Below are 20,589 nucleotides of genomic sequence, written 5' to 3' on the forward strand. Positions count from 1 at the left end.
GCAGCGATGTCCTCCCGCGTTGCGTTCCCGGGTCCGTGGATGGCGTACCGTCGGGCCATGAGCAGCCGACCCGCCGCCGGGGGTGGCCGGTGGGTCGAGGTCGACCCCGGCCGCGTCGCCCGCTGGGTCGAGGGTTTCACCGGCCGGCACGGCCCGCCGACGACGACCGCGCAGGAGTACGGGCTCCTGCTCACCGCCCCGGACGGCGCCACCGCCGAGCTGCACACCCCGCCCGGCGCGAGCGCGTCGGCGGACGTACCCGGATTCGTCGCCTCCGCCACGGCGGCCCGCCGGCTCGGCCTGTTGCTGGCCCGCAAGGGCGCTGTCGCGGTCGGCGTCGCCGACGGCACCGACCTGGTGGTCTCCAAGGTGGACACCCGGTACGTGCAGGGGCGTACCGCGGCAGGCGGCTGGTCCCAGCAGCGGTTCGCCAGGCGGCGCGACAACCAGGCGAAGGCCGCCCTGGTCGACGCGGCCGAGCTGGCCGTACGCCTGCTGCTGCCGGAGGCGGGCACGCTGGCGGCGCTGGTGTGCGGCGGCGACCGGCGCGCGGTGGACACGGTCCTGGCCGACCGGCGGCTGGCCCCGCTCGCGGCACTGCGCGCGCCGCGCCTGCTCGACGTGCCGGAGCCCCGGCACGCGGTGCTGGTGGCGGCAGTCGCCGCCGCCCGGGCGGTCCACATCCTGGTCCGCTGAACAGGAAAGATCACCTCAAGACGGCGCAATCCCGCTCGTCGATGATGCATCGAATCGACTCGATGCATAAGGTCGGTGTCATGAAGCGGCGGGTCTCCGGGCGACCCGCAGGGCCAGCTTCGCCTCCGCCATCACGCCGACATCGTTGGGAGAGAACAACTTCATGAGCGGATATCAGGACGGCCGGCTGCGGACCCGGTGGCGCCGTGCGACGAGGCTCCTCGTCGCGGCGGCGGCGATGAGCGCCGGAAGCCTCGTGCTCACCGCGACACTGACGGCCGGCACGGCGAACGCGGCCGCCGGCCCGGTCGAGCGCGCCGCGCTCGCCGCGCCCGCAGTCACCAGCGTCACCGCGGGCGGCGCGCACACGTGCGCGATCAGCACCGACGGGGGACTGTGGTGCTGGGGCTCGAACTACGGCGGCCAGCTCGGCGACGGGACCACCACGAACCGCAGCGCCCCGGCGCGGGTCGGCACCGCCACCTGGACGAATGTCGACGCCGGCTCCGGGCACACCTGCGCGGTCCGCACGGACGGGACGCTGTGGTGCTGGGGCTCGAACTTCCGGGGCCAGCTCGGCGACGGCACCACCACCAGCCGCAGCGCCCCGGTGCAGGTCGGCACCGCGACCACCTGGGCCCGGGTCGACGCCGGCCCCCAGCACACCTGCGCGATACGCACCGACGGCACGCTCTGGTGCTGGGGCTTCAACCGGACCACCCAGTTGGGCGTCGGCGCCTCGCCGTACGTCGCCAACACCCCGTTGCGGGTCGGCACGGCGACCGACTGGGTGAGCGTCTCGACCGGCTTCGGGCACACCTGCGGTATCCGGACCGGCGGCACGCTCTGGTGCTGGGGGTCCAGCTCGGACGGCCAGCTCGGCCTGGGCAACCTGGCGCCCCAGACGGCGCCCGCGCAGGTCGGCACCACGACCGGGTGGACCGGCGTCGCGGCCGGGTACGCGCACACCTGCGGGGTCCGTTCCGGCGCGCTGTGGTGCTGGGGTGAGAACGGATACGGGCAGCTCGGCGTGAGCGGCACGTACCGCACCGCGCCGGTGCAGATCGGCACCGTCACCACGTGGAGCCGGATCGCCGCCAGCAGCGACACGTCCTGCGCGTCGCGTACGGACGGCAGCGTGTGGTGCTGGGGCAAGAACTCGGCCGGACAGGTGGGCGACGGCAGCACCACCCACCGGTCCGCGCCCGCCCAGGTCGGCACGGCCACCACCTGGACCGGCGGCCTCGCGGTCACCGACCACGGCTGCGGGATCCGCACCGACGGCGGCCTGTGGTGCTGGGGCGACAACAGCGGTGGCCAGCTGGGCGACGGGACGACTGTCAACCGGTCCACCCCGGGTCAGGTGACCCTGCCCGCCTGACCGGCCCAGTCAACGGCACCGGCCCGCACCGCTGACCTGGTCAGCGGTGCGGGCCGGTGCGCGGAGCGGCTCAGGCCCCCGAGCCGAAGGTGTCGCAGGACTTCGGGTCGCCGGTGGTGAAGCCCTTGGTGAACCACTGCTTGCGCTGCTCCGAGCTGCCGTGGGTGAACTCGTCCGGGTTCACCGGCCGGCCGGACCGCTGCTGGATCGCGTCGTCGCCGATCTTTTCGGCGGTGTCGATGGCCTGCGAGATGTCCTGCTCGGTGATGCTGGTGAAGATCTTCTGCCCCTTGTCGTCGGCGGTGCCGGTGGCGTTCTTCGCCCAGGCCCCGGCATAGCAGTCGGCCTGGAGTTCCAGCTTGACCGAGAGCGCGTTCGCGCTCTGCGGGTCGCGCTGCTGCTGGCGGCGCATCTGCGCCTCGGTGCCGAGCAGGTCCTGCACGTGGTGGCCGTACTCGTGGGCCAGCACGTACGGCTGGGCGAACTCGCCCTCCGCGCCGAGCTGGTCGGCGAGCAGCTTGTAGAAGCTGAGGTCGATGTAGACCAGGTCGTCGGCCGGGCAGTAGAACGGGCCCACGCCCGAGTCGGCCGCGCCGCAGGCGGTGCTCACGTTCTGGCTGAAGAACACCGTCTTCGACGGCCGGTACTGCTCGCCGAACGCCTCCGGCATGGCGGTACGCCAGTACGCCTGGATCGAGTTGACGTAGAGCGCGTTGCGGCAGTCGAGCTGCTTCAGCGCGTCCTGCGCCGAGCACTTCTGCTCCAGCGAGGTGTTGTCGCCCTGCTCGGAACCGCCGCCGTTGGTGGCGGCGTTGAGGCCGAACCCGCCGCCCACCAGGGCGACGAGCACGGCGATGATGATGCCCACGATCCCGCCCCGGCCGCCGCCGATCGGGATCGGAATGCCCATCCCGCCGCCCCCGCCGGACCCTCGCCGGTCGTCCACCTGGCTGGTGTCGACCCGCGCGTTCTCGTTCAGCTCCATGTTGACCCCGATCACCGATGTGTCCGTATGTGGTGGTTGCGGTACCGGACCGGGTCCGGACGGCGGTTTCCGTACCCGATGATCTTGCACGGTAATCCGGGGGAGTGGCCCCGCGGAGCCCGGTACACTTGCCCCCGTGCTGCGCTGCGAAGGCTGAACGGCCCCGCGCCGACGGGAAATCACCACCCGCCGGCGCTTTCGCGTGCCCTGAGTCAGCCCTTCCGGACCCGAGAGCGAGTACTCCGAGATGATCACTGCCACCGGCCTGGAACTGCGCGCCGGTTCCCGGATCCTGCTGTCCGACACCACCCTGCGGGTGCAGCCGGGGGACCGGATCGGCCTGGTCGGCCGCAACGGCGCCGGCAAGACCACCACGCTCAAGGTGCTCGCCGGGGAGGGACAGCCGTACGGCGGCCAGATCGACCGGCGCAGCGCCATCGGCTACCTGCCGCAGGACCCGCGTACCGGTGACCTGGACGTCACCGGCCGGGACCGGGTGCTCTCCGCCCGCGGCCTGGACGTGCTCATGGCGCAGATGAAGGAGCTGGAGGACAAGCTCGCCGAGGGCGCCGACGACGAGCGGCTGGTCCGCCGCTACGGCGCGCTGGAGGACCAGTTCGCCTCGCTCGGCGGCTACGCGGCCGAGGCCGAGGCGGCCCGGATCTGCGCCAACCTCGGCCTGCCCGACCGCGCCCTGGCGCAGACCATCGGCACGCTCTCCGGCGGTCAGCGCCGCCGCATCGAGCTGGCCCGGATCCTGTTCCGCGACGCCGGCGAGAACGGCGGCGGCATCCTGCTGCTCGACGAGCCCACGAACCACCTCGACGCCGACTCGATCACCTGGCTGCGCGGCTTCCTCGCCAACCACAAGGGCGGCCTGATCGTGATCTCCCACGACGCCTCGCTGCTGGAGGCGGTGGTCAACAAGGTCTGGTTCCTGGACGCCACCCGGTCCGTGGTCGACACGTACAACCTGGGCTGGAAGGCGTACCTGGAGGCGCGGGAGACCGACGAGCGGCGCCGCCGCCGGGAGCGGGCCAACGCCGAGAAGAAGGCCGGCGCGCTGATGGCGCAGGCGGACAAGATGCGGGCCAAGGCCACCAAGACCGTCGCCGCGCAGAACATGGCCCGGCGCGCCGAGCGCCTGCTCTCCGGCCTGGACGAGGTCCGCGTCGCGGACAAGGTCGCGAAGGTACGGTTCCCGAGCCCCGCGCCGTGCGGCAAGACGCCGCTGACCGCGACCGGCCTGTCCAAGTCGTACGGGTCGCTGGAGATCTTCACCGACGTGAACGTGGCTGTGGACCGGGGTTCCCGGGTGGCCATCCTCGGCCTCAACGGCGCAGGCAAGACCACGCTGCTGCGGATGCTCGGCGGGCTGCTGGAGCCGGACACCGGCGAGGTACGCCCCGGGCACGGGCTGCGGCTGGGCTACTACGCCCAGGAGCACGAGACGCTCGACGTGGACCGGACGATCCTGGAGCACATGCGCAGCGCCGCGTCCGACCAGACCGACACCGACCTGCGCAAGATCCTCGGCGCGTTCCTGTTCTCCGGCGAGGACGTGGACAAGCCGGCCGGTGTGCTCTCCGGCGGCGAGAAGACCCGGCTGGCGCTGGCCACGCTGGTCTGCTCCGGCGCCAACGTGCTGCTGCTGGACGAGCCGACGAACAACCTCGACCCGGTCAGCCGCGAGCAGGTGCTCGACGCGATCGCCCGCTACCCGGGCGCGATCGTGCTGGTCACGCACGACCCGGGCGCGGTCACCGCGCTCAAGCCGGACCGCGCCATCCTGCTGCCCGACGGCGACGAGGACGCCTGGTCCGACGACCTGCTGGAGCTGGTAGAGCTGGCCTGACCCCCCACCCCCTTTCTTGCCGGTCGATCATGAAGTTGACGGCACTTCTGGAGATCCAGATCGCCGTCAACTTCATGATCGACGGGGTGGGCGGGTGGGGCGGGCGGTCAGGGCAGGAGGGCGGCCACGTGGGGGAGGACGCCGGAGGTGAGCAGGATGGTCGCGCCGATGGCGATGAAGATCGCCGGGACCAGCCAGTGGCCGGCGCGGCCGACCAGCGCCACCACCCGGGGGTGCCCGCCGAGCGCGGCGGCGACCGCGCACCACACGGCCACCAGCACGGCGAACACCAGCAGCCAGATCAGCCCGGTGACCGTGTCGAGGGCGCGGAACACCGGCACGTAGACGGCGATGTTGTCGGCGCCGTTCGCGATCGTCACCCCGGCGACGCCGAGCAGGCTGCCGACCACCGCCGGCGGTTCGTCGTCGTCGCGCCGGGTCAGCAGCGCGCGGACGCCGAGCGCGACCGGCAGCAACCCGAGCAGGCCGGGCCACGGATCCGGCACCACGAGCAGCCCGGCGGCGGCCACCACCGCGACCGCGACGAGCGCGCCGATGCCCGCGTACTGCCCGGCGACGATCTGCCAGGGCCGGGGCCGGCCGTTGTGCCGGGCCGCCACGAACAGCACGGTGAGCACGACTATGTCGTCGAGGTTGGTGGCGGCGAACACGCCGGCCGCACCCGCCGCGGCCGTGATCACGTCGAACACCCCGGGCACGATACGGCCCCCGCGCACCCGTCATCCGCATGATCCACACCAGCTCGCCGAACTGGAGGTGTCCGGAGCGCGGCGATGCCGCCACTTCGCCGAAGTGGCGCCGACGGGTTCGTCCGGCGGGTTCGTCCGGCGGGCCGGTACGGATCAGCCGGCCGGAAGGATCACTCTATCGGGAAGCTGACATTGCGTAGCGTGTCGGTTGGCGAATAGTTGATATCTGGCGCATGATCGTCCGAGGCGGTCTAATAGGTGGGACCGTATCCGAACCGCACAGTCTGGGACGTGAGGAATCAGCATGGCAGCCACCGGCACAGCCACCAGCACTGAGAAGGGTCGCCGGATCGTCGGGGCCGAGCGTCAGACGCTCGCCAAAGACCTGGTAAAGCGGTACACCGGCGGAGAGAGCATCCGTGCTCTGGCGGCCTCGACCGGCCGTTCCTACGGGTTCATCCACCGGGTGCTCACCGAGTCCGGGGTGCAGCTGCGGCAGCGCGGCGGCGCCCGGCGCCGGAAGAAGGCGTGACCCGCCCCCCAGCGTCGTCCATCAGCGCGTTCCGGGGTGTCCGGTGACCGCCGAGACGACCGGAGTGCGCTTCGACTGCGACGGGCCGGTCGCGACGGTGACGTTGTGCCGGCCCGACGTGCTCAACGCCCAGACCCCGGCGATGTGGCGCGCGATGAGCGACTTCTCCCGCGACCTGCCCGGCGACGTACGCGTCGTCGTCGTACGCGGAGAGGGGCGCGCCTTCTCCGCGGGCCTGGACCTGGCGGTCGCCGGTGCGACCGGGCCGGGCTCCTTCGCCGAGCTGGCCGCGATGCCGGAGGCGGAGTGCGCCGACCGGATCGCCGGCTATCAGGACGGTTTCACCTGGCTGCACCGGCCGGACGTGGTGTCGATCGCCGCGGTTCAGGGCCACGCCATCGGCGCCGGCTTCCAGCTGGCGCTGGCCTGCGACATGCGGGTGCTCGCCGCCGACGCGAAGCTCTCGATGGCCGAGGTGACCCTCGGCCTGGTTCCCGACCTGGCCGGCACGCGCCGCCTGGTCGAGCTGGTCGGCTACTCCCGGGCGCTGGAGATCTGCGCCACCGGCCGGCGGATGGACGCCGCCGAGGCGGACCGGATCGGCCTGGCCACGCTCGTGGTGCCGAACGACGAGCTGGACGGCGCCGTGCGTGATCTCTCCGCCGGGCTGCTCGCCAACAACCGGGACGCGATCATCGAGATCAAGGCGCTGCTCGCGGGCGCGGCCGTGCGCTCGCACGCCGAGCAGCAGCGCGCCGAGCGCGAGGCGCAGACCCGGCGGATCCGGGACCTGGCCGGGCGGGGCGAATAGCCGGTACGGCGATTTCGTAAGGACCGTTCGGGAAGATCCGGGTTACTCGCGAGGTTGTCACAGGCGTCGGGAGAATGGATTCCGACGGTTCATGCTGCCCCGACGACCCGGAGGTGACGAGTGTCCCACCCGATGGCCGGCGGCGGCATGGGCGGCTGGAGCATGCTCCGGTCGCTGCGTAACCGTGACGAGGTCTCCGCCCACGAGCTCAAGCGCGGCACCGCCCGGCGGATCGTCGCGTTCGCCCGGCCCTACCGGCGCGACATCGTCGTCTTCCTGATCACCGTGATCGTCGCCGCGGTGATCGGCGTGGCCACGCCGCTGCTCGCCGGCGACGTCATCGACGCGATCGCCGGGGGCGGCCCGGACGCCCGCTCGACAGTGGTCCGGCTCGCCCTGATCATCGCCGCGCTCGCCGTGGCCGACGCGCTGTTCTCCCTGGTCCAGCGGTGGTATTCGGCCCGCATCGGCGAGGGCATCATCCTCGACCTGCGCACCCGGGTGTACGACCACGTCCAGCGGATGCCGTTGCAGTTCTTCACCCGCACCCAGACCGGCGCCCTGGTCAGCCGGCTCAACAACGACGTGCTCGGCGCCCAGCGCGCGTTCACCTCGACGCTGTCCGGCGTGGTCAGCAACGTCATCCAGCTCGTGCTCACCGCCGGGGCGATGCTCGTGCTGTCCTGGCAGATCACCGTGATGGCGCTGGTGCTGCTGCCGATCTTCATCATCCCGGCCCGCCGGGTGGGCCGGCGGCTGGCCGAGATCACCCGCGAGTCGTACAACCTCGACGCCAAGATGAACGCCACGATGACCGAGCGGTTCGGCGTCGCGGGCGCGCTCCTGGTCAAGCTGTTCGGCGCGCCGGAGGTGGAGGCCGACCGGTTCGCCCGCCGGGCCGAGCGCGTACGCGACATCGGCATCCAGTCCGCGATGTACTCGCGGACGTTCTTCGTCGCGATGCTGCTCGTCGCGTCGCTGGCCCAGGCGCTGACGTACGGCGTGGGCGGCTGGCTGGCGGTCACCGGGGCGGTCAGCGCCGGCACCGTCGTCAAGCTCGCACTGCTGCTGACCCGCCTCTACGGCCCGCTGACCGCGCTGTCCAACGTCCGGGTCGACGTGATGAGCGCGCTCGTCTCCTTCGACCGGGTCTTCGAGGTGCTCGACCTGCGCCCGTCCATCGCCGAGAAGCCCGACGCGGTGCCGGTGCCGCGCGGCAACGGCCGGGTCGAGTTCCGCGACGTGCGCTTCCGCTACCCGAGCGCCGCCGAGGTGTCGCTCGCCTCCCTGGAGGAGGTCTCGACCCTCGACCGCACGGTGAACGAGCCGGTGCTCAGGGGTGTCTCGTTCGCCGTCGAGCCGGGGCAGATGGTGGCACTGGTCGGCCCCTCCGGGGCGGGCAAGTCGACGCTGTCCATGCTGATCTCCCGGATCTACGACGTCAGCGACGGCCAGGTGCTGGTCGGTGGCGTCGACGTGCGGGACGCGACGCTCGCCTCGCTGCGCGACGAGATCGGCGTGGTCACCCAGGACTCGCACCTGTTCCACGAGACGATCCGGGAGAACCTGCGCTACGCCAAGCCCGACGCCACCGACGACGAGATCTGGGCGGCGCTGGCCGGCGCGCAGGTCGCCGACCTGGTCCGGGCGCTGCCGGACGGGCTCGACACGACGGTCGGCGAGCGGGGCTACCGCTTCTCCGGCGGCGAGAAGCAGCGCATCGCCATCGCGCGGCTGCTGCTCAAGGCCCCGTCGATCGTGATCCTCGACGAGGCCACCGCCCACCTGGACTCGGAGAGCGAGGCTGCGGTGCAGCGGGCGTTGTCCGTGGCGCTGACCGGGCGTACCGCGCTGGTGATCGCGCACCGGCTCTCCACAGTGCGCGACGCCGACCAGATCCTCGTGCTCGACGAGGGCCGGATCGTGGAGCGCGGCCGGCACGACGAGCTGGTGGCGGTCGGCGGCCTGTACGCCGAGCTGTACCGCACCCAGTTCGCGGTCACCGACTCGCCGGCGCCCCACACCGAGGCCGAGCAGCCCGAGCCGGTGGTGACCACGGTGCCGATGGGCACCTACGTCGCCCACGAGGCCATGCCCCCGGCGGCCGCCAACTAGCCCGCGGTGACCGCGGCGCGCAGCTCGGCGAACGCGGCGCCGAGCGTCTCCGGCGTGAAGTGGGCGTTCAGGCCGCTCGGGTTGGGCAGCACCCAGAGCCGGGCCGCCGCGAGCGTCTCCGGCTGCGGCCCGAAACCGGCCTTCGGCCGGGCGAACCCGATCCGGTACGCGGTCACACCGACCACAGCCACCCAGCGCGGCCGGTAGCGCTCGACCTTCGCGGTGAGCGTGGCGGCGCCGTCGACGAGTTCGTCGGCGGTCAGCTCGTCGGCGCGGGCGCTGGCCCGGGCCACCATGTTGGTGATCCCGAGGCCCAGCGCCGGAAGCGTGTCCTGTTCGCTGGGGTGCAGCAGGCGTGGTGTGAAGCCGCCCCGGTGCAGGGCGGGCCAGAACCGGTTGCCCGGGCGGGCGAAGTGCCAGCCGGTGGCCGCCGACCACAGGCCCGGGTTGATGCCGACGAACAGCACGTCGAGGCCGGGCGCGATCACGTCGGGCAGCAGCCGGTCGGCCGCCGCGGCGAGCTGCTCGCGGCTGGGCCGGGGGTGGCGGCGGGCGGGCGTGCCCGGTCCGGGCGCGGCCTCGGGCCGCCCACCGGCCGGCCGCCGTCGATCGCTCACCGGCCCACCGTCCCGGGTGACCGGCCCGCCGAGGGAAGCCCGACCACCGCAGCCACCGTCACAGCCCGCGCAGCGCGCCGCCGTCGACCGGAACGGTGATCCCGGTGACGTACCCGGCGGCGGGGGAGAGCAGGAACGCGGCCACCCTGCCGAACTCCGCCGGGTCGCCGATGCGCCCGAGCGGGATCGCCGCCTCGGCCTGCGCGCGGGCCCGCTCGGGATCGCCGGAACCGGCCAGCAGCTCCCGGTTGCGGTCGGTCATGATCCGTCCCGGCAGCAGGCTGACCACGCGGACACCGCGCGGGCCGAACTCGTCGGCCATGTCCTTGGCCACGCCAGCCAGACCCGGCCGCAGGCCGTTGGAGATGCCGAGGCCTGGTAGCGGTCCGCGTACCGAGGTGGACAGCACCAGCCCGATCGCGCCGCCGTCGGTGAGCGCGCCGGCCACCGTACGGGCGAGCCGGACGCTGCCCAGGAAGACCGTCTCGAACGACTCCCGCCACTGCTCGTCGGTGACGGTGGCGGCGGTGCCGGGCGGCGGGCCGCCGACCGAGATCAGCGCGCCGTCGAGGCGGCCGAAGTGTTCGCGGGCGGCGGCGACGAGCCGTTCCGGGGTGGCGGGGTCGGCGACGTCGGCGGTCAGCCCGATCGCCCGCTGCGGGTCGCCGAGCGCCTCGACGGCGGCGGCCACCCGTTCCGGGTTACGCGCGGAGACGACCACCCGGGCGCCGTCGGCGACGAGTTGTTCGGCGGTGGCGAAGCCGAGGCCGCCGGAGGCGCCGGTGAGCACGTACACCCGGTCGGCGAGTCCGAGATCCATGCACCGATCCTGCCGTACCGGCGGGTGCCTGTCAGCGCGGGGCGGGCCGCACCAGGCGTACCCGGCCGGCGACCTGGACCGCGACGGCGCCGCCGACGCGGGCGAGGGCCGGCAGCCGGCGTGGCCGGGGCGGGCGGCGGCCGTCGTAGCGGCTCGCGGCCTCGCGCACGGCCAGCTCCTCCGCGCCCAGCGGCGGCAGCGCGTCCCGATCGTGCAGGTCGCGGGCCAGGTCCCAGCCGTCGCGCAGCGACCCGTTCGTGGGACGGCCGTCGGCCCACGTGGTGAACGCGGCCGGCCAGGCGGACCCGAGGCCGGCGGCGACCAGCGGCCAGTGCCGGGCGACGTCGCCGGCCCGCTTGCGCAGCAGCGCCCGGCGGGCCGCCTCGACCGGGGCCGGGGCGAAGCCGGGCGGCAGCGGTCCACCGGCGACGAGCGCGGCGACCAGCTCGGCCTGCCGGGCCGCCAGGTCGCCGCTCACGTGACCACCGGGTGGCCGGACGCGGCGGCCAGCGCGTCCAGCTCGCCGCGCAGCTCGGCGGCGGGTGGGTAGTGCCCGTCGCGTTCCAGCAGCAGCGCGGGCGGCCGGCGCCGGGCGCACAGCTCGCGGACCAGGTCCAGCACGGCGGCGGGCACCGGGTCGGTGTGCGTGTCGTGGTAGAAGCCGCCGTGCTCGGCGCCGCCCGCGACGTGCACGTAGGCGATGCGTTCCAGCGGCAGCCGGTCCAGCAGCGCGGCCGGGTCGCCGCCCCGGTTGCGGGCGTTGGCGTGCACGTTCGCGACGTCGAGCAGCAGCAGCGCGTCGGTGGCGTCGAGGATCTCGGTGAGGAAGTCCGCCTCGTCCAGTTCGTCGTCCGGCCAGTCGAACAGCGCCGCGATCGGTTCCAGGGCCAGCGGCACCGGCAGCTCCGCCTGCGTCCGCCGGACGTTCGCCACCACCGCTGCCACGGCCTCGCGGCTGCGCGGCAGCGGCAGCAGGTGACCGGCCTCCAGGCCGCCGGCCCGCACGAACGCGATGTGCTCGCTCACCAGCGGCGCGTCCAGGGCCGCGGCCACCCCGGCCAGGTGCGCCACCCGCGCCCTGTCGACCGGCTCGGCGCCGCCGAGGGACAGCCGCACCCCGTGGGGTACGACGTCGACGCCGCGTCCGCGCAGCTCGGCGAGCCCGTCCGGGAGCGGCCCGGCCGGGGCGACCGCCTCCGCGACCACCTCGACGAAGCGCAGCCCCGGCAGCCCGGCGACGAAACCGGCGATCTCGGGGCGCCAGCCGATGCCGACGCCGGACGGGCCGCTCATCCGCCGCACCCGCCGCCCCCGCCGCAGCCACCACCCCCGCCGCACGAGCTGCCGCCCCCGCAGGAGCCGCCGCCGGCGGTCGCCCCGCCGCCGCACGAGGTGCCGGAGCTGGCGCCACCCGCGTTGCCCATCGCCTGCCGCTGGATCTCGGCCTGCTCCGCGAAGCCCGGATCCATGGTCCAGAGCGTGGCGGTGCCGAACAGCGCCACGCCCAGCGCCACGTCCGTCGCGCCGTACGTGGAGTACGCGGGCCCGGCGGCCGGCCGCAGCCAGGCGTGCCGGCGGCGCATGTCGTTCAGCGCGGCGGTGGCCGCCCGGGTCCGCCAGGGCACGCGGTTGAGCAGCAAGAACGCCAGGCCGAGCGGGAACAGGCCGAGCAGCAGCCAGCCGGTGGGCCGGTCGTTGAGCAGCCCGGAGACCGCGCGCACGATGCCGATCGCCAGCAGGAATCCGACCAGCAGCGCGCCGCGCCGCAGCGTCCGGCGCCGCTCCTGGTCCAGTGCCAGGCCCCGGCGGACCAGGCCGTCGCGCAGGTCGTCGAGCGCGCGCCGGACCCACTCGTCAGCGGCCAGCTCCCGGGTACGCAGACCCCGGCTCGCCGCGTGGTGGACCGCCTGGTCCAGCGGGGTGGCCCCGGCCGGCAGCGGGCCGCCCGTGGTGAGCCGCCGGTCCGGTCGTACGCCGACCGCGCCGGAGTGGCGCAGCCCGCCGAGCGCGGCCCAGACGGCGAGCTGGTCACCACCGTTGAGGTACGCGACCTGCTGCGGACCCAGGTCGCCGTACGCGGTCACCGCCGTGCCCGCCAGCATCCGCCGCCGGTAGACGATCGCGCCGACCACCAGGACGACGGCGAGCAGCAGGTACCAGCGCAGGAAGACGGGGCCGGGGATGCCCCAGGTGTCGGAAGGGGTCATCGTCTGCTCCTGTCGCGCGGAGGGGTCGCGGCTCATTGTGGAGCAGGCGCGCCAGAGCCGATCTCCTGGAGCGGGGTAGTTACCGGACCGAGACCGGCGCCGGTTCAGTGCCGGCGGACGGCCTCCTCGACCAGGTCGAGCACCCGGGCCAGGTCGCCGGCCGGACGGCCCATCGCCAGGTGCAGCACCAGCCCGTCGTAGGCCAGCTCCAGGAACTGGGCCAGCACGTCGATCGGCACGTCGTCGCGGAGCACGCCGGCTTCGCGCTGGCGCAGCAGGCGCTCCCGGGTGGCCCCGGCGATGGCCTCGGAACGCTCCGCCCAGCGCTTGGCGAAGGCGGGGTCGGTGCGCAGCCGGCGGGAGACCTCCAGCTGGCTGCCGAGCCAGCCGGTGGTGTCCGGCGAGACGGCCCGGGCCAGCAGGTCGCGCATGACCTGCACGAGGCCGTTGCGGGCCACCGTCTCCACCATCGCGGCGGCGTCGTCCTCGGCCACCGCGAGGAACAGGGAGTCCTTGTCCCGGAAGTGGTGGAAGATCGCGCCCCGGGACAGGCCGGTGGCCTCCTCCAGCCGCCGCACGGTGGCGCCCTCGTAGCCGTGCCGGGCGAAACACGCCCGCGCCGCCGCGAGGATCTCCTGTCGGCGCGCGTCGAGCTGGTCCTGACTTACTCTGGGCACGAACGGATCGTCGCAGGTGGAACCGGCCGATGCAAACCGTACGTACGGCTTGAGATGCTCCGACGCTTGATCATCTGCCGCCGTCCGGTGGTTACGATCGGCGGGTGACCGCCCCTCCCGCGCGCCCGCTCACCGTCGCCGCCGTCCAGGCCCAGCCGGTCCCCGGCGACGTCGCCGGCAACGCCGGTGCCGCCGCCCGCCTCGTCGCCCGGGCCGAAGGCGCCCGCGTCGTGGTGCTGCCCGAGCTGTTCCTGCCGGCGTACCACCCGCCGACGCTCGGCGCCGATCCGGACGCCACGGACGTGGCTGCCGACGCCGACGGCCGGGTGACCGACACCCGGCTGGACCCGCTGCGCTCCGCCGCCGCCGACGCGGGCGCGGCAGTGGTGATCGGCGCCGCCGTCCGCCACCCCGACCGGCGGCGCACCATCTCCTCGCTCGTCGTGGACCCGGCCGGCACTGTCACCGCCGCGTACGACAAGCAGCAGCTCTGGAGCGGCGAGCGGGAGCTGTTCGACGCCGGACGCCGGGGCGCCACGATCGAGGTCGACACGTGGCGGCTGGGTCTGGGCGTCTGCTACGACGGCTGTTTCCCGGAGCACGCGCGGGCCGCCGCCGGCGACGGCGCACACGGCTACCTCTGCCCGAGTGGCTACCTGGCCGGCTCGGCGCACCGCCGCGACCTCTACTACGCCGCCCGGGCGCTGGACAACACGATGTACGTGGTGTTCGCCAACTCGGTCGGCGGCACCGATCCGTGGCGCTTCAACGGCGGCGCGGCGGTGTACGACCCGGAGGGCCGGCCGCTGGCCCGGGGCGCCGACACCGGCGAGGACGTGCTGGTGGCCACGCTCGACCCGGACGCGCTGGCCGCCACCCGCGCGGCGCACACGATGCTGCTGGACCGCCCGCTCGACGCCGGGGCGGATCGCGCCGTCCTCGTCGCCTGATCGCCGTGGCGGGGCCCTCGGCCCTGTCGGTGCTCCAGCCGTTCCCGTAGGGTGCCCAGGTGCCGTTGCTCCTGCTCGATCTGGACAACACCCTGCTGGACCGCGACGGGCCGTTCCGCGCCTGGGGAGAACGCTTCCTGGACGGCATCGGCGCGCCCCGGGCCGACCTCGACTGGCTGGTGTCCGTGGACGCGGACGGGCTGACCAACAGGTGGGACGTGGCGGATGCGATCCGCGACCGGTACGCGCTGCGCATCCCCTCGATCGACCTGGTCGACGAGCTGCACGACGGCGTGGTGGCCCACATGCGGCTCGATCCGCTGGTGGCCTGCGCGCTGCGGATCGCGGCCGACGCCGGCTGGGTGCCGGTGGTGGTCACCAACGGCGCGTCCCGTCAACAGGACGCCAAGATCCGCAAGACCGGCCTGGACCGGTACGTCGCCGACTGGGTGATCTCCGAGGAGGCGGGCGTCAGCAAGCCGAACCCGAGGATCTTCGCGCTCGCCGCCCAGCGGGCCCGGATGCCGCTACGGGGCGCGTGGGTGGTCGGCGACAGTCCGGAGGCGGACATCGGCGGCGCGACCGCCGTGGGCCTGCCCAGCGTCTGGCTGCACCGGGGACGCCGCTGGTCCGACCCGAGGTTCGCGCCCACCCGGATCGAGGACGGTCTGATCGCGGCCGTCGCGGCCGTACTGGCCGGCTGACGGCGGCAGCGGCGCGGCCGGCAGGCAGCGCGGCGGCACAGCGGCGCACCACGCGGAAAATCCGTTGACCCGCCGCGGGCGGGGCACGAGCATGGTGCCGCGCGAGTGCGCAGCCGGGTGTGCCCGGTCGAGGAGAGGGGGTCGGTCATGGCCGTTTTCGCAGGGTCGTACCACCTGCCTCCACCAGCCTCGATCGAAGGACAGATCCACCCGTGCGCGATCACGACATCCCGGCGCCGCAGCGCCGTGGCCGCGGCAAGAGCCGCTTCGACGACGACGAACCCGACTTCCTGAAGCGGGGGCGGCACACCCCGCCGACCCTCACCGACCCGGACGCCGAGCCCGAGGCGGAGGACGCCTGGTCCTCCTGGGACCAGGCCGTCCACGGCCCCGAGCCGCACCCGGAGTGGCTGGTCACCGAACTGGCCGCCCGGGACACCGAGCTCGGGGTGCTCAAGACCGGCAAGGAGGCGGACGTCCACCTGGTCCGCCGCGCCGTGCCGGGCACCGACCGCGCGTGCCTGCTGGCGGTCAAGCGGTACCGCGACGCCCAGCACCGGCTGTTCCACCGGGACGCCGGTTACCTGGAGGGCCGCCGGGTACGCCGGTCCCGTGAGATGCGGGCGATGACCGGCCGCACCGCGTTCGGCCGGCAGATGATCGCCGGGCAGTGGGCGGCGGCCGAGTTCGCCGCGTTGTCCCAGCTCTGGGAGATCGGGGCCGCCTCCGGGCGGATCGCCGTGCCCTACCCGGTGCAGCTGCTCGGCACCGAGCTGATGCTGGAGTTCGTCGGCGACGCCGAGGCGGGGGAGGCCGCGCCGCGGCTGGCCCAGGTCCGGCCCGACGACGACGAGCTGCGCGACCTGTGGGACCAGCTCGTGGAGGCGCTGACTGTGCTCGCCCGGGCCGGGTACGCACACGGCGACCTGTCGCCGTACAACCTGCTGGTGCACGCGGGCCGGCTGGTGATGATCGACCTGCCGCAGGTGGTCGACGTGGTGGCCAACCCGCAGGGGGCCGACTTCCTGGCCCGCGACGTGCGGGTGGTGGCCGCCTGGTTCACCGCCCGCGGGATGCCCGCGACGGTGACCGACCCGATGGCGCTGACCGAGGCGCTGCTGCGGGAGGCGGGCATCCGCTGACCCGGCGGGCGTCCCGGGCGGGAGACCGCCCGGGACGCCCGCCGGTCCGGGTCACTGGAGGTAGCGCTCGACCTCCGGCACCGGGCGCTCGCCCTGGGCGTCCGGGTCGCCGTGCGCCTGGCGGGCGGCCCGGCGGCGGCGCAGCAGGTCCCAGCACTGGTCCAGGGACTCCTCCAGCGCGCGCAGCCGCTCCCGCGCCTCGTCGTCGGTGCCGGCCTCGTGCTGCTGCGCGTCGGCACGCAGCCGGTGCTCCTCGTCGACGAGTTCCGAGATCCGGCTGAGGATGGTCTTGTCGTCCATGCCCGAAGCTTGGCACAGCGGACGGGTCCGCGCCCGCGTTCTGCCGCCGTCCGCCGGAGGTGAGCGTTGCTCGCTCTCCGCAACGGCCACTGTGTACGCGAGTGACGCATATCCCACCGGCTCCATTCTCGACAAAGAGATTGTTGCTACGTGAAATATCCTCCGACCTGCCTTTTGATCTGCGGCTCAGGATGGCATGCTCGCGAGCAACGTCACGGGTCGATACGGAGTCGCGACCCTGAGTCAACCGAGGGAGCGTTCAGGTGCCCGAACCAACGGACACACCGAGGCCCACCGGCCGACCCCGAACCGTGCCGCTGCGGCAGATCCTGCCGGCGGTGCTCCGCGACCCCGCCCGGGCCCTCATCGACATCGGTAACCGTACCGAAGGCGACCTGGTCCGGCTCAACCTCGGCTCGTTCCGTCCCTACCTGGTCACCCACCCCAAGCACGTGCAGCACGTCCTGCGCGACCGGGCGGACAACTACGAACGGGCCGGTGACGGGCTGTTCTGGCGCCCGGTCAAGCGGCTGTTCGGCGAGGGGATCCTCGGCGAGGGGCAGATCTGGTCGGCCAGCCGCCGGATGCTCCAGCCGATGTTCACCGCCAAGCGGGTCGAGGCGCTGGTCGACGGGATGGCCGACGCGATCCGCGACGCGGTGGAGGAGCTGGACGAGCCGGCCCGCGCCGGGCAGCCGGTCGACATCGGCGTGGAGCAGGCGCGGATCGTCAGCCGGGCGATCATGAAGGTGCTCTTCGCCGACCGGATCTCGGTGCCGGACGCGATGCGCGTGATCGAGGCGCAGGACCGGATCGCCACCGCCGTCATCCCCCGGATCATCGTGCCGTTCGCGCCTCTGTCCCTGCCGATGCCGGGGGACCGCACGTTCGCCCGCGCCGTCCGCATCGTCGACGACGTGCTGGTGCCGATCGTCCGCGAGACACGCGAGTCCGCCGACCAGGGCGACGACGTCATCTCGACGCTCTGGCAGGCCCGCACCGACGACGGGCGGCAGCTCGACGAGCGGCAGGTCCGCAACGACACAGTGGCGATGTTCGCCGCCACCACGGAGACCACCATCAACGTGCTGACCTGGGCCTGGCCGCACCTGGACCAGCACCCCGAGGTGGCCGAGCGGCTCTACGCCGAGATCGACGAGGTGGTCGGCGGCGAGCCGGTACGCCGCGAGCACCTGAGCCGCCTCACGTACACCCGGATGGTGCTCGACGAGTTGCTGCGGCTCTACCCGATCGGGTGGATCATCCCGCGCCGCGCGGTCGCCGAGGACGTCATCGACGGCGTGCCGATCGAGCCCGGCGCCACGATGGCGGTCAGCCCGCTGATCACCCAGCGGATGCGGCAGTTCTGGGACCGTCCGGACGAGTTCGACCCGGAACGGTTCCGCCCCGAGCGGGTCCGGGCCCGGCACCGGTACGCCCACTTCCCGTTCGGCGGCGGGCCGCACCAGTGCCTCGGCATGTACCTGTTCTACCTGGAGGCCCAGCTCATCCTCGCCACCATGCTCAGCCGCTACCGGTTCCGGCTGCACCGCCCCGGCGTACCCGGACTGCGGCTGGCCGCGGCCCTGCGGCCGCGCGAACGCGTCGAGCTGACGCTCGTCGCCGCCGGGCGGACGGAGCCGGCATGACCGACGGGCCGACACCCGATCCGCTTGCGGTCGCCGCGGAGCAGGGCCGGGTCTGCGCGCTCGCCGCGCAGGGCCAGCGCGGCCTGCGCAGGGCCGCCGCCGCGCATCCCGAGCTGTTCCCCGGCGACCCGTTCGACGCGACGCTGTTCAGCAGCATCGCGCAGGCGATGGCGTTCAGCGCCCCCTGGCACACCGCCGCCGAACTCGCGGTGACCAACCGCGCGGTCCTCTGGGGCTTCGCCGTCGACTGGCTGGTCGACCACCAGGCCACCAGCCGGGCCGAGGTCGACCGGATCACCGGCGTCTGCCTGGACGTGCTCGACGGCGGCGAGTCCGCCGACCCGCTGGGCCGGTTCCTCGCCGAGTTGCGGGACGACGTCGCCGCCGCGCCCGCCTATCCGGCGCTGCGCGGCCACTGGCGGGACACGATGGCGCGCACGCTCGACGCGATGGCCCGCGAGTGGGACTGGCGGGGCACCGGCCGCCCCACCCTGGACGACTATCTGGCCAACGCCGACAACCTCGCCGCCACAGTGGTGAACGTGGCGCACTGGATCCACACCGGATCGGTGTCCGACGCCGGCACGCTGGAGCGGCTGATCCAGGTCGGCGACGAGGTCCAGCGGGCCCTGCGCCTGGTCAACGACCTCGGCACCCACCGCCGCGACGCCGAGTCCGGCGACCTCAACGCGCTGCTGCTGGTCGACGACCCGGCCGAGGTCGAGCGGCGCTTCGCCGAGCAGGTCGACCACTGCCGCGTCCTGCTGGCGAAGCTGGCCGGCGAGGTGCCGCGGGAGGCCGACTTCCTGTCCCGGCAGCTCGGCTTCACCACCGGCTTCTACCGGAACACCGATTTCTGGGGCGTGCGGTGACGCTCACCGCCGGATCGGTGCCCGCCACCCGGTCCGGGACCACGCACGACCTGATCACGGCGCTCGGCGGTGAACCGGAGGGGCAGACGTCGCCGTCGGTCTACGAGACCGGACGGCTGGTCGCGCTCGCGCCCTGGCTCGATGGCCACGACCGGCGCGTGGCCTGGCTGCTGGACCGGCAGCGTCCGGACGGCGGCTGGGGCGGTGCCGGCGGGTACGCGCTGGTGCCGACGCTGAGCGCGGTCGAGGCGCTGCTGACCGTGCTGCACCGCGACGGCCCGGCCGCCGCGCCCGCCGCCGCCGCGCACCGAGGGCTGGCGTACCTGACCGGCGCGCTGCGCGCCGGCGCCCCGCCGGACCTGCCGGCCACCGACCTGATCGTGCCGGCGCTGCTGACCGCTGTGGACCGGCATCTCGACGGGCCGGCCGGTCCGCCACCCGGGCTGGCCGAGTGGGCCGGCCGGCCCCGTCTGCCGCTGCCGGCGGGTCTCGACGCGGCCCGGCTGACCCGGGTACGCGGACTGCTCGCCACCGGGAGGCCGGTACCGGAGAAGCTGGCGCACGCGCTGGAGGTGGCGGGCGAGCTGGCGTACCGCGCGCCCGGGGTGCGTCCCTCGGCCAGCGGCGCGGTCGGCGCCTCACCCGCCGCGACCGCCGCCTGGCTGGGCGGTCCGGAGCCCGGGCCGGCACTGGACTACCTGAACGCTGTCGCCCGGCCCGGTCCGGTGCCCTGCGCGAGCCCGATCACCGTCTTCGAACGGGCCTGGGTGCTCGGCATCCTGGTCCGGGCCGGCGTGCCGGTCGGCGCGCCCGACCCGGTGCTGACCGAGCTGCGCGCCGCTGTCGGACCGGCCGGTGCGGCCACCGCGCCCGGCCTGCCCGCCGACGCCGACACCACGGCGGTCACGCTCTACGCGCTGGCCCGGCTGGGCCGCGCGCCCGGCGTCGCGCCGCTGGCCGGGTTCGACACCGGACGGCACTTCTGCACCTGGCCGGGGGAGGACGGGGCGTCGCTGACCACGAACGCGCACGTGCTCGACGCGCTCGGCGAGCAACCGAGCGCGCCCGGCGTCACCGGCGCCCGGCGCCGGGTCACCGAGTGGCTGCTGGGCCGGCAGGAGCCGGACGGGCGGTGGGAGGACCGCTGGCACGCCTCGCCGTACTACGCCACCTACGCGGTGCTGCTGGCGCTCGCCGACCACGCGCCGGACGGCGCGGCGCGTACCGCGGTCGAGCGGGGGGTGGCCTGGCTGCTGGACACGCAGCGCCCGGACGGCTCCTGGGGACGGTGGGACGGCACCGCCGAGGAGACCGCGTACGCGGTGCTCGCCCTGGCCGACGCGGGCCGGTCCGGCGACTCCCGGATCACGTCGGCGCTGGCGCGGGGGCGCCGTCGACTGTCCGAGCTGGACGGATGCGACGGTGAACCGGCACTATGGCACGACAAGGACCTCTACCGCCCGACGCGGATCGTGCGCGCCGCGGTGCTGGCGGCCTCCGGCCGTGCCGGGGCGGCCCGGCACGGGGCCGCACCTACCATGATCAGGATCGCTTGAATGAGGTTCC

21 protein-coding genes are annotated in these 20,589 nt (G+C 74.2%); 12 read left to right on the forward strand and 9 right to left on the reverse strand.

Features of this window, described 5'->3' with window-relative positions:
- The first annotated feature begins 57 nt into the window (after positions 1 to 57).
- Both BFV98_RS28785 and BFV98_RS28790 read left to right on the forward strand, forming a co-directional pair.
- Positions 58 to 696, forward strand: coding sequence for an acVLRF1 family peptidyl-tRNA hydrolase (locus tag BFV98_RS28785; RefSeq protein WP_071098404.1), 639 nt, complete (start codon positions 58 to 60; stop codon positions 694 to 696).
- Between the two features lie 163 nt (positions 697 to 859).
- On the forward strand, positions 860 to 2,077 hold the full coding sequence (locus BFV98_RS28790; RefSeq protein WP_071098406.1) for a hypothetical protein: 1,218 nt from the start codon (positions 860 to 862) through the stop codon (positions 2,075 to 2,077).
- Positions 2,078 to 2,147: 70 nt separating this feature from the next.
- Here BFV98_RS28790 and BFV98_RS28795 read toward each other — a convergent pair whose 3' ends face one another.
- Positions 2,148 to 3,062: a neutral zinc metallopeptidase gene (locus BFV98_RS28795; protein WP_013287436.1), complete on the reverse strand. Its 915-nt coding sequence runs from the start codon at positions 3,060 to 3,062 to the stop codon at positions 2,148 to 2,150.
- A gap of 247 nt (positions 3,063 to 3,309) precedes the next feature.
- Between BFV98_RS28795 and BFV98_RS28800 the strand changes: the two genes are divergently transcribed.
- Positions 3,310 to 4,917, forward strand: coding sequence for an ABC-F family ATP-binding cassette domain-containing protein (locus BFV98_RS28800; RefSeq protein ID WP_013475896.1), 1,608 nt, complete (start codon positions 3,310 to 3,312; stop codon positions 4,915 to 4,917).
- 107 nt (positions 4,918 to 5,024) lie between these two features.
- Here the strand turns inward: BFV98_RS28800 and BFV98_RS28805 are convergent, their stop codons facing one another.
- Complete coding sequence (locus BFV98_RS28805) at positions 5,025 to 5,627, reverse strand: cadmium resistance transporter (protein WP_255368284.1); 603 nt, start codon at positions 5,625 to 5,627, stop codon at positions 5,025 to 5,027.
- A 304-nt stretch (positions 5,628 to 5,931) separates the two neighbouring features.
- Here BFV98_RS28805 and BFV98_RS28810 point away from each other — a divergent pair, with 304 nt between their 5' ends.
- From BFV98_RS28810 to BFV98_RS28820, 3 genes are all read left to right on the forward strand, one after another.
- On the forward strand, positions 5,932 to 6,159 hold the full coding sequence (locus BFV98_RS28810) for a helix-turn-helix domain-containing protein (protein ID WP_007072022.1): 228 nt from the start codon (positions 5,932 to 5,934) through the stop codon (positions 6,157 to 6,159).
- A gap of 43 nt (positions 6,160 to 6,202) precedes the next feature.
- Positions 6,203 to 6,970, forward strand: coding sequence for an enoyl-CoA hydratase/isomerase family protein (locus BFV98_RS28815; protein ID WP_013287433.1), 768 nt, complete (start codon positions 6,203 to 6,205; stop codon positions 6,968 to 6,970).
- A gap of 132 nt (positions 6,971 to 7,102) precedes the next feature.
- Positions 7,103 to 9,085 carry an ABC transporter ATP-binding protein gene (locus tag BFV98_RS28820; RefSeq protein ID WP_030274200.1) on the forward strand — a complete coding sequence of 661 codons (1,983 nt, stop codon included), beginning with the start codon at positions 7,103 to 7,105 and terminating at the stop codon, positions 9,083 to 9,085.
- Here the strand turns inward: BFV98_RS28820 and mug are convergent.
- From mug to BFV98_RS28850, 6 genes are all read right to left on the reverse strand, one after another.
- The gene (gene mug, locus BFV98_RS28825; RefSeq protein WP_071098410.1) at positions 9,082 to 9,702 is read right to left on the reverse strand and encodes a G/U mismatch-specific DNA glycosylase; all 621 of its coding nucleotides are present in this window, start codon (positions 9,700 to 9,702) and stop codon (positions 9,082 to 9,084) included. The two genes, BFV98_RS28820 and mug, sit on opposite strands and share 4 nt — an antisense overlap.
- Before the next feature lie 58 nt (positions 9,703 to 9,760).
- Positions 9,761 to 10,522, reverse strand: coding sequence for an SDR family oxidoreductase (locus tag BFV98_RS28830; protein ID WP_071098412.1), 762 nt, complete (start codon positions 10,520 to 10,522; stop codon positions 9,761 to 9,763).
- A 31-nt stretch (positions 10,523 to 10,553) separates the two neighbouring features.
- On the reverse strand, positions 10,554 to 11,000 hold the full coding sequence (locus BFV98_RS28835) for a hypothetical protein (RefSeq protein ID WP_071098414.1): 447 nt from the start codon (positions 10,998 to 11,000) through the stop codon (positions 10,554 to 10,556).
- Positions 10,997 to 11,815, reverse strand: a complete 819-nt coding sequence (locus tag BFV98_RS28840) for a DUF692 domain-containing protein (protein ID WP_071099036.1) — start codon at positions 11,813 to 11,815, stop codon at positions 10,997 to 10,999. The genes BFV98_RS28835 and BFV98_RS28840 overlap by 4 nt, the downstream gene beginning before the upstream one ends.
- Positions 11,812 to 12,729: a TIGR04222 domain-containing membrane protein gene (locus tag BFV98_RS28845; RefSeq protein ID WP_071098416.1), complete on the reverse strand. Its 918-nt coding sequence runs from the start codon at positions 12,727 to 12,729 to the stop codon at positions 11,812 to 11,814. The genes BFV98_RS28840 and BFV98_RS28845 overlap by 4 nt, the downstream gene beginning before the upstream one ends.
- Positions 12,730 to 12,833: 104 nt before the next feature.
- Entirely contained in the window at positions 12,834 to 13,406 is a 573-nt protein-coding gene (locus BFV98_RS28850) for a TetR/AcrR family transcriptional regulator (RefSeq protein WP_013287426.1), read from the reverse strand.
- 104 nt (positions 13,407 to 13,510) lie between these two features.
- Here BFV98_RS28850 and BFV98_RS28855 point away from each other — a divergent pair, with 104 nt between their 5' ends.
- From BFV98_RS28855 to BFV98_RS28865, 3 genes are all read left to right on the forward strand, one after another.
- Entirely contained in the window at positions 13,511 to 14,356 is an 846-nt protein-coding gene (locus tag BFV98_RS28855) for a carbon-nitrogen hydrolase family protein (protein ID WP_013287425.1), read from the forward strand.
- 59 nt (positions 14,357 to 14,415) lie between these two features.
- Positions 14,416 to 15,060 carry an HAD family hydrolase gene (locus BFV98_RS28860; protein ID WP_013287424.1) on the forward strand — a complete coding sequence of 215 codons (645 nt, stop codon included), beginning with the start codon at positions 14,416 to 14,418 and terminating at the stop codon, positions 15,058 to 15,060.
- Between the two features lie 212 nt (positions 15,061 to 15,272).
- Positions 15,273 to 16,202, forward strand: coding sequence for a serine protein kinase RIO (locus tag BFV98_RS28865; protein ID WP_013287423.1), 930 nt, complete (start codon positions 15,273 to 15,275; stop codon positions 16,200 to 16,202).
- Between the two features lie 51 nt (positions 16,203 to 16,253).
- On the opposite strand, the gene BFV98_RS28870 is transcribed toward BFV98_RS28865, so the two are convergent.
- Entirely contained in the window at positions 16,254 to 16,502 is a 249-nt protein-coding gene (locus BFV98_RS28870) for a DUF2630 family protein (RefSeq protein ID WP_013287422.1), read from the reverse strand.
- A 311-nt stretch (positions 16,503 to 16,813) separates the two neighbouring features.
- On the opposite strand from BFV98_RS28870, the gene BFV98_RS28875 reads away from it, so the two are divergent.
- Genes BFV98_RS28875 through BFV98_RS28885 form a run of 3 tightly spaced genes read left to right on the forward strand, consistent with a single transcriptional unit; the run spans position 16,814 to position 20,579 of the window.
- Complete coding sequence (locus tag BFV98_RS28875) at positions 16,814 to 18,151, forward strand: cytochrome P450 (RefSeq protein ID WP_030274215.1); 1,338 nt, start codon at positions 16,814 to 16,816, stop codon at positions 18,149 to 18,151.
- A complete protein-coding gene (locus BFV98_RS28880) occupies positions 18,148 to 19,023 on the forward strand; it encodes a terpene synthase family protein (RefSeq protein WP_071098418.1) in 876 nt (291 codons plus the stop codon). Before BFV98_RS28875 ends, BFV98_RS28880 begins: the two co-directional genes overlap by 4 nt.
- Complete coding sequence (locus BFV98_RS28885; protein ID WP_071098420.1) at positions 19,020 to 20,579, forward strand: prenyltransferase/squalene oxidase repeat-containing protein; 1,560 nt, start codon at positions 19,020 to 19,022, stop codon at positions 20,577 to 20,579. The genes BFV98_RS28880 and BFV98_RS28885 overlap by 4 nt, the downstream gene beginning before the upstream one ends.
- The last annotated feature ends 10 nt before the right edge of the window (positions 20,580 to 20,589 follow it).

The sequence above is a fragment of the Micromonospora sp. WMMB235 genome (assembly GCF_001855515.1).
GTDB classification, from domain to species: domain Bacteria; phylum Actinomycetota; class Actinomycetes; order Mycobacteriales; family Micromonosporaceae; genus Micromonospora; species Micromonospora aurantiaca.

What these genes read in the sequence shown, in the direction of transcription:
- BFV98_RS28785 (WP_071098404.1), top strand. Translation starts at nt 58, where the DNA reads ATGAGCAGCCGACCCGCCGCCGGGGGTGGCCGGTGGGTCGAGGTCGAC.
- BFV98_RS28790 (WP_071098406.1), top strand. Translation starts at nt 860, where the DNA reads ATGAGCGGATATCAGGACGGCCGGCTGCGGACCCGGTGGCGCCGTGCG.
- BFV98_RS28795 (WP_013287436.1), bottom strand. Translation starts at nt 3,062, where the DNA reads ATGGAGCTGAACGAGAACGCGCGGGTCGACACCAGCCAGGTGGACGAC.
- BFV98_RS28800 (WP_013475896.1), top strand. Translation starts at nt 3,310, where the DNA reads ATGATCACTGCCACCGGCCTGGAACTGCGCGCCGGTTCCCGGATCCTG.
- BFV98_RS28810 (WP_007072022.1), top strand. Translation starts at nt 5,932, where the DNA reads ATGGCAGCCACCGGCACAGCCACCAGCACTGAGAAGGGTCGCCGGATC.
- BFV98_RS28820 (WP_030274200.1), top strand. Translation starts at nt 7,103, where the DNA reads ATGGCCGGCGGCGGCATGGGCGGCTGGAGCATGCTCCGGTCGCTGCGT.
- BFV98_RS28830 (WP_071098412.1), bottom strand. Translation starts at nt 10,522, where the DNA reads ATGGATCTCGGACTCGCCGACCGGGTGTACGTGCTCACCGGCGCCTCC.
- BFV98_RS28840 (WP_071099036.1), bottom strand. Translation starts at nt 11,815, where the DNA reads ATGAGCGGCCCGTCCGGCGTCGGCATCGGCTGGCGCCCCGAGATCGCC.
- BFV98_RS28845 (WP_071098416.1), bottom strand. Translation starts at nt 12,729, where the DNA reads ATGACCCCTTCCGACACCTGGGGCATCCCCGGCCCCGTCTTCCTGCGC.
- BFV98_RS28870 (WP_013287422.1), bottom strand. Translation starts at nt 16,502, where the DNA reads ATGGACGACAAGACCATCCTCAGCCGGATCTCGGAACTCGTCGACGAG.
- BFV98_RS28880 (WP_071098418.1), top strand. Translation starts at nt 18,148, where the DNA reads ATGACCGACGGGCCGACACCCGATCCGCTTGCGGTCGCCGCGGAGCAG.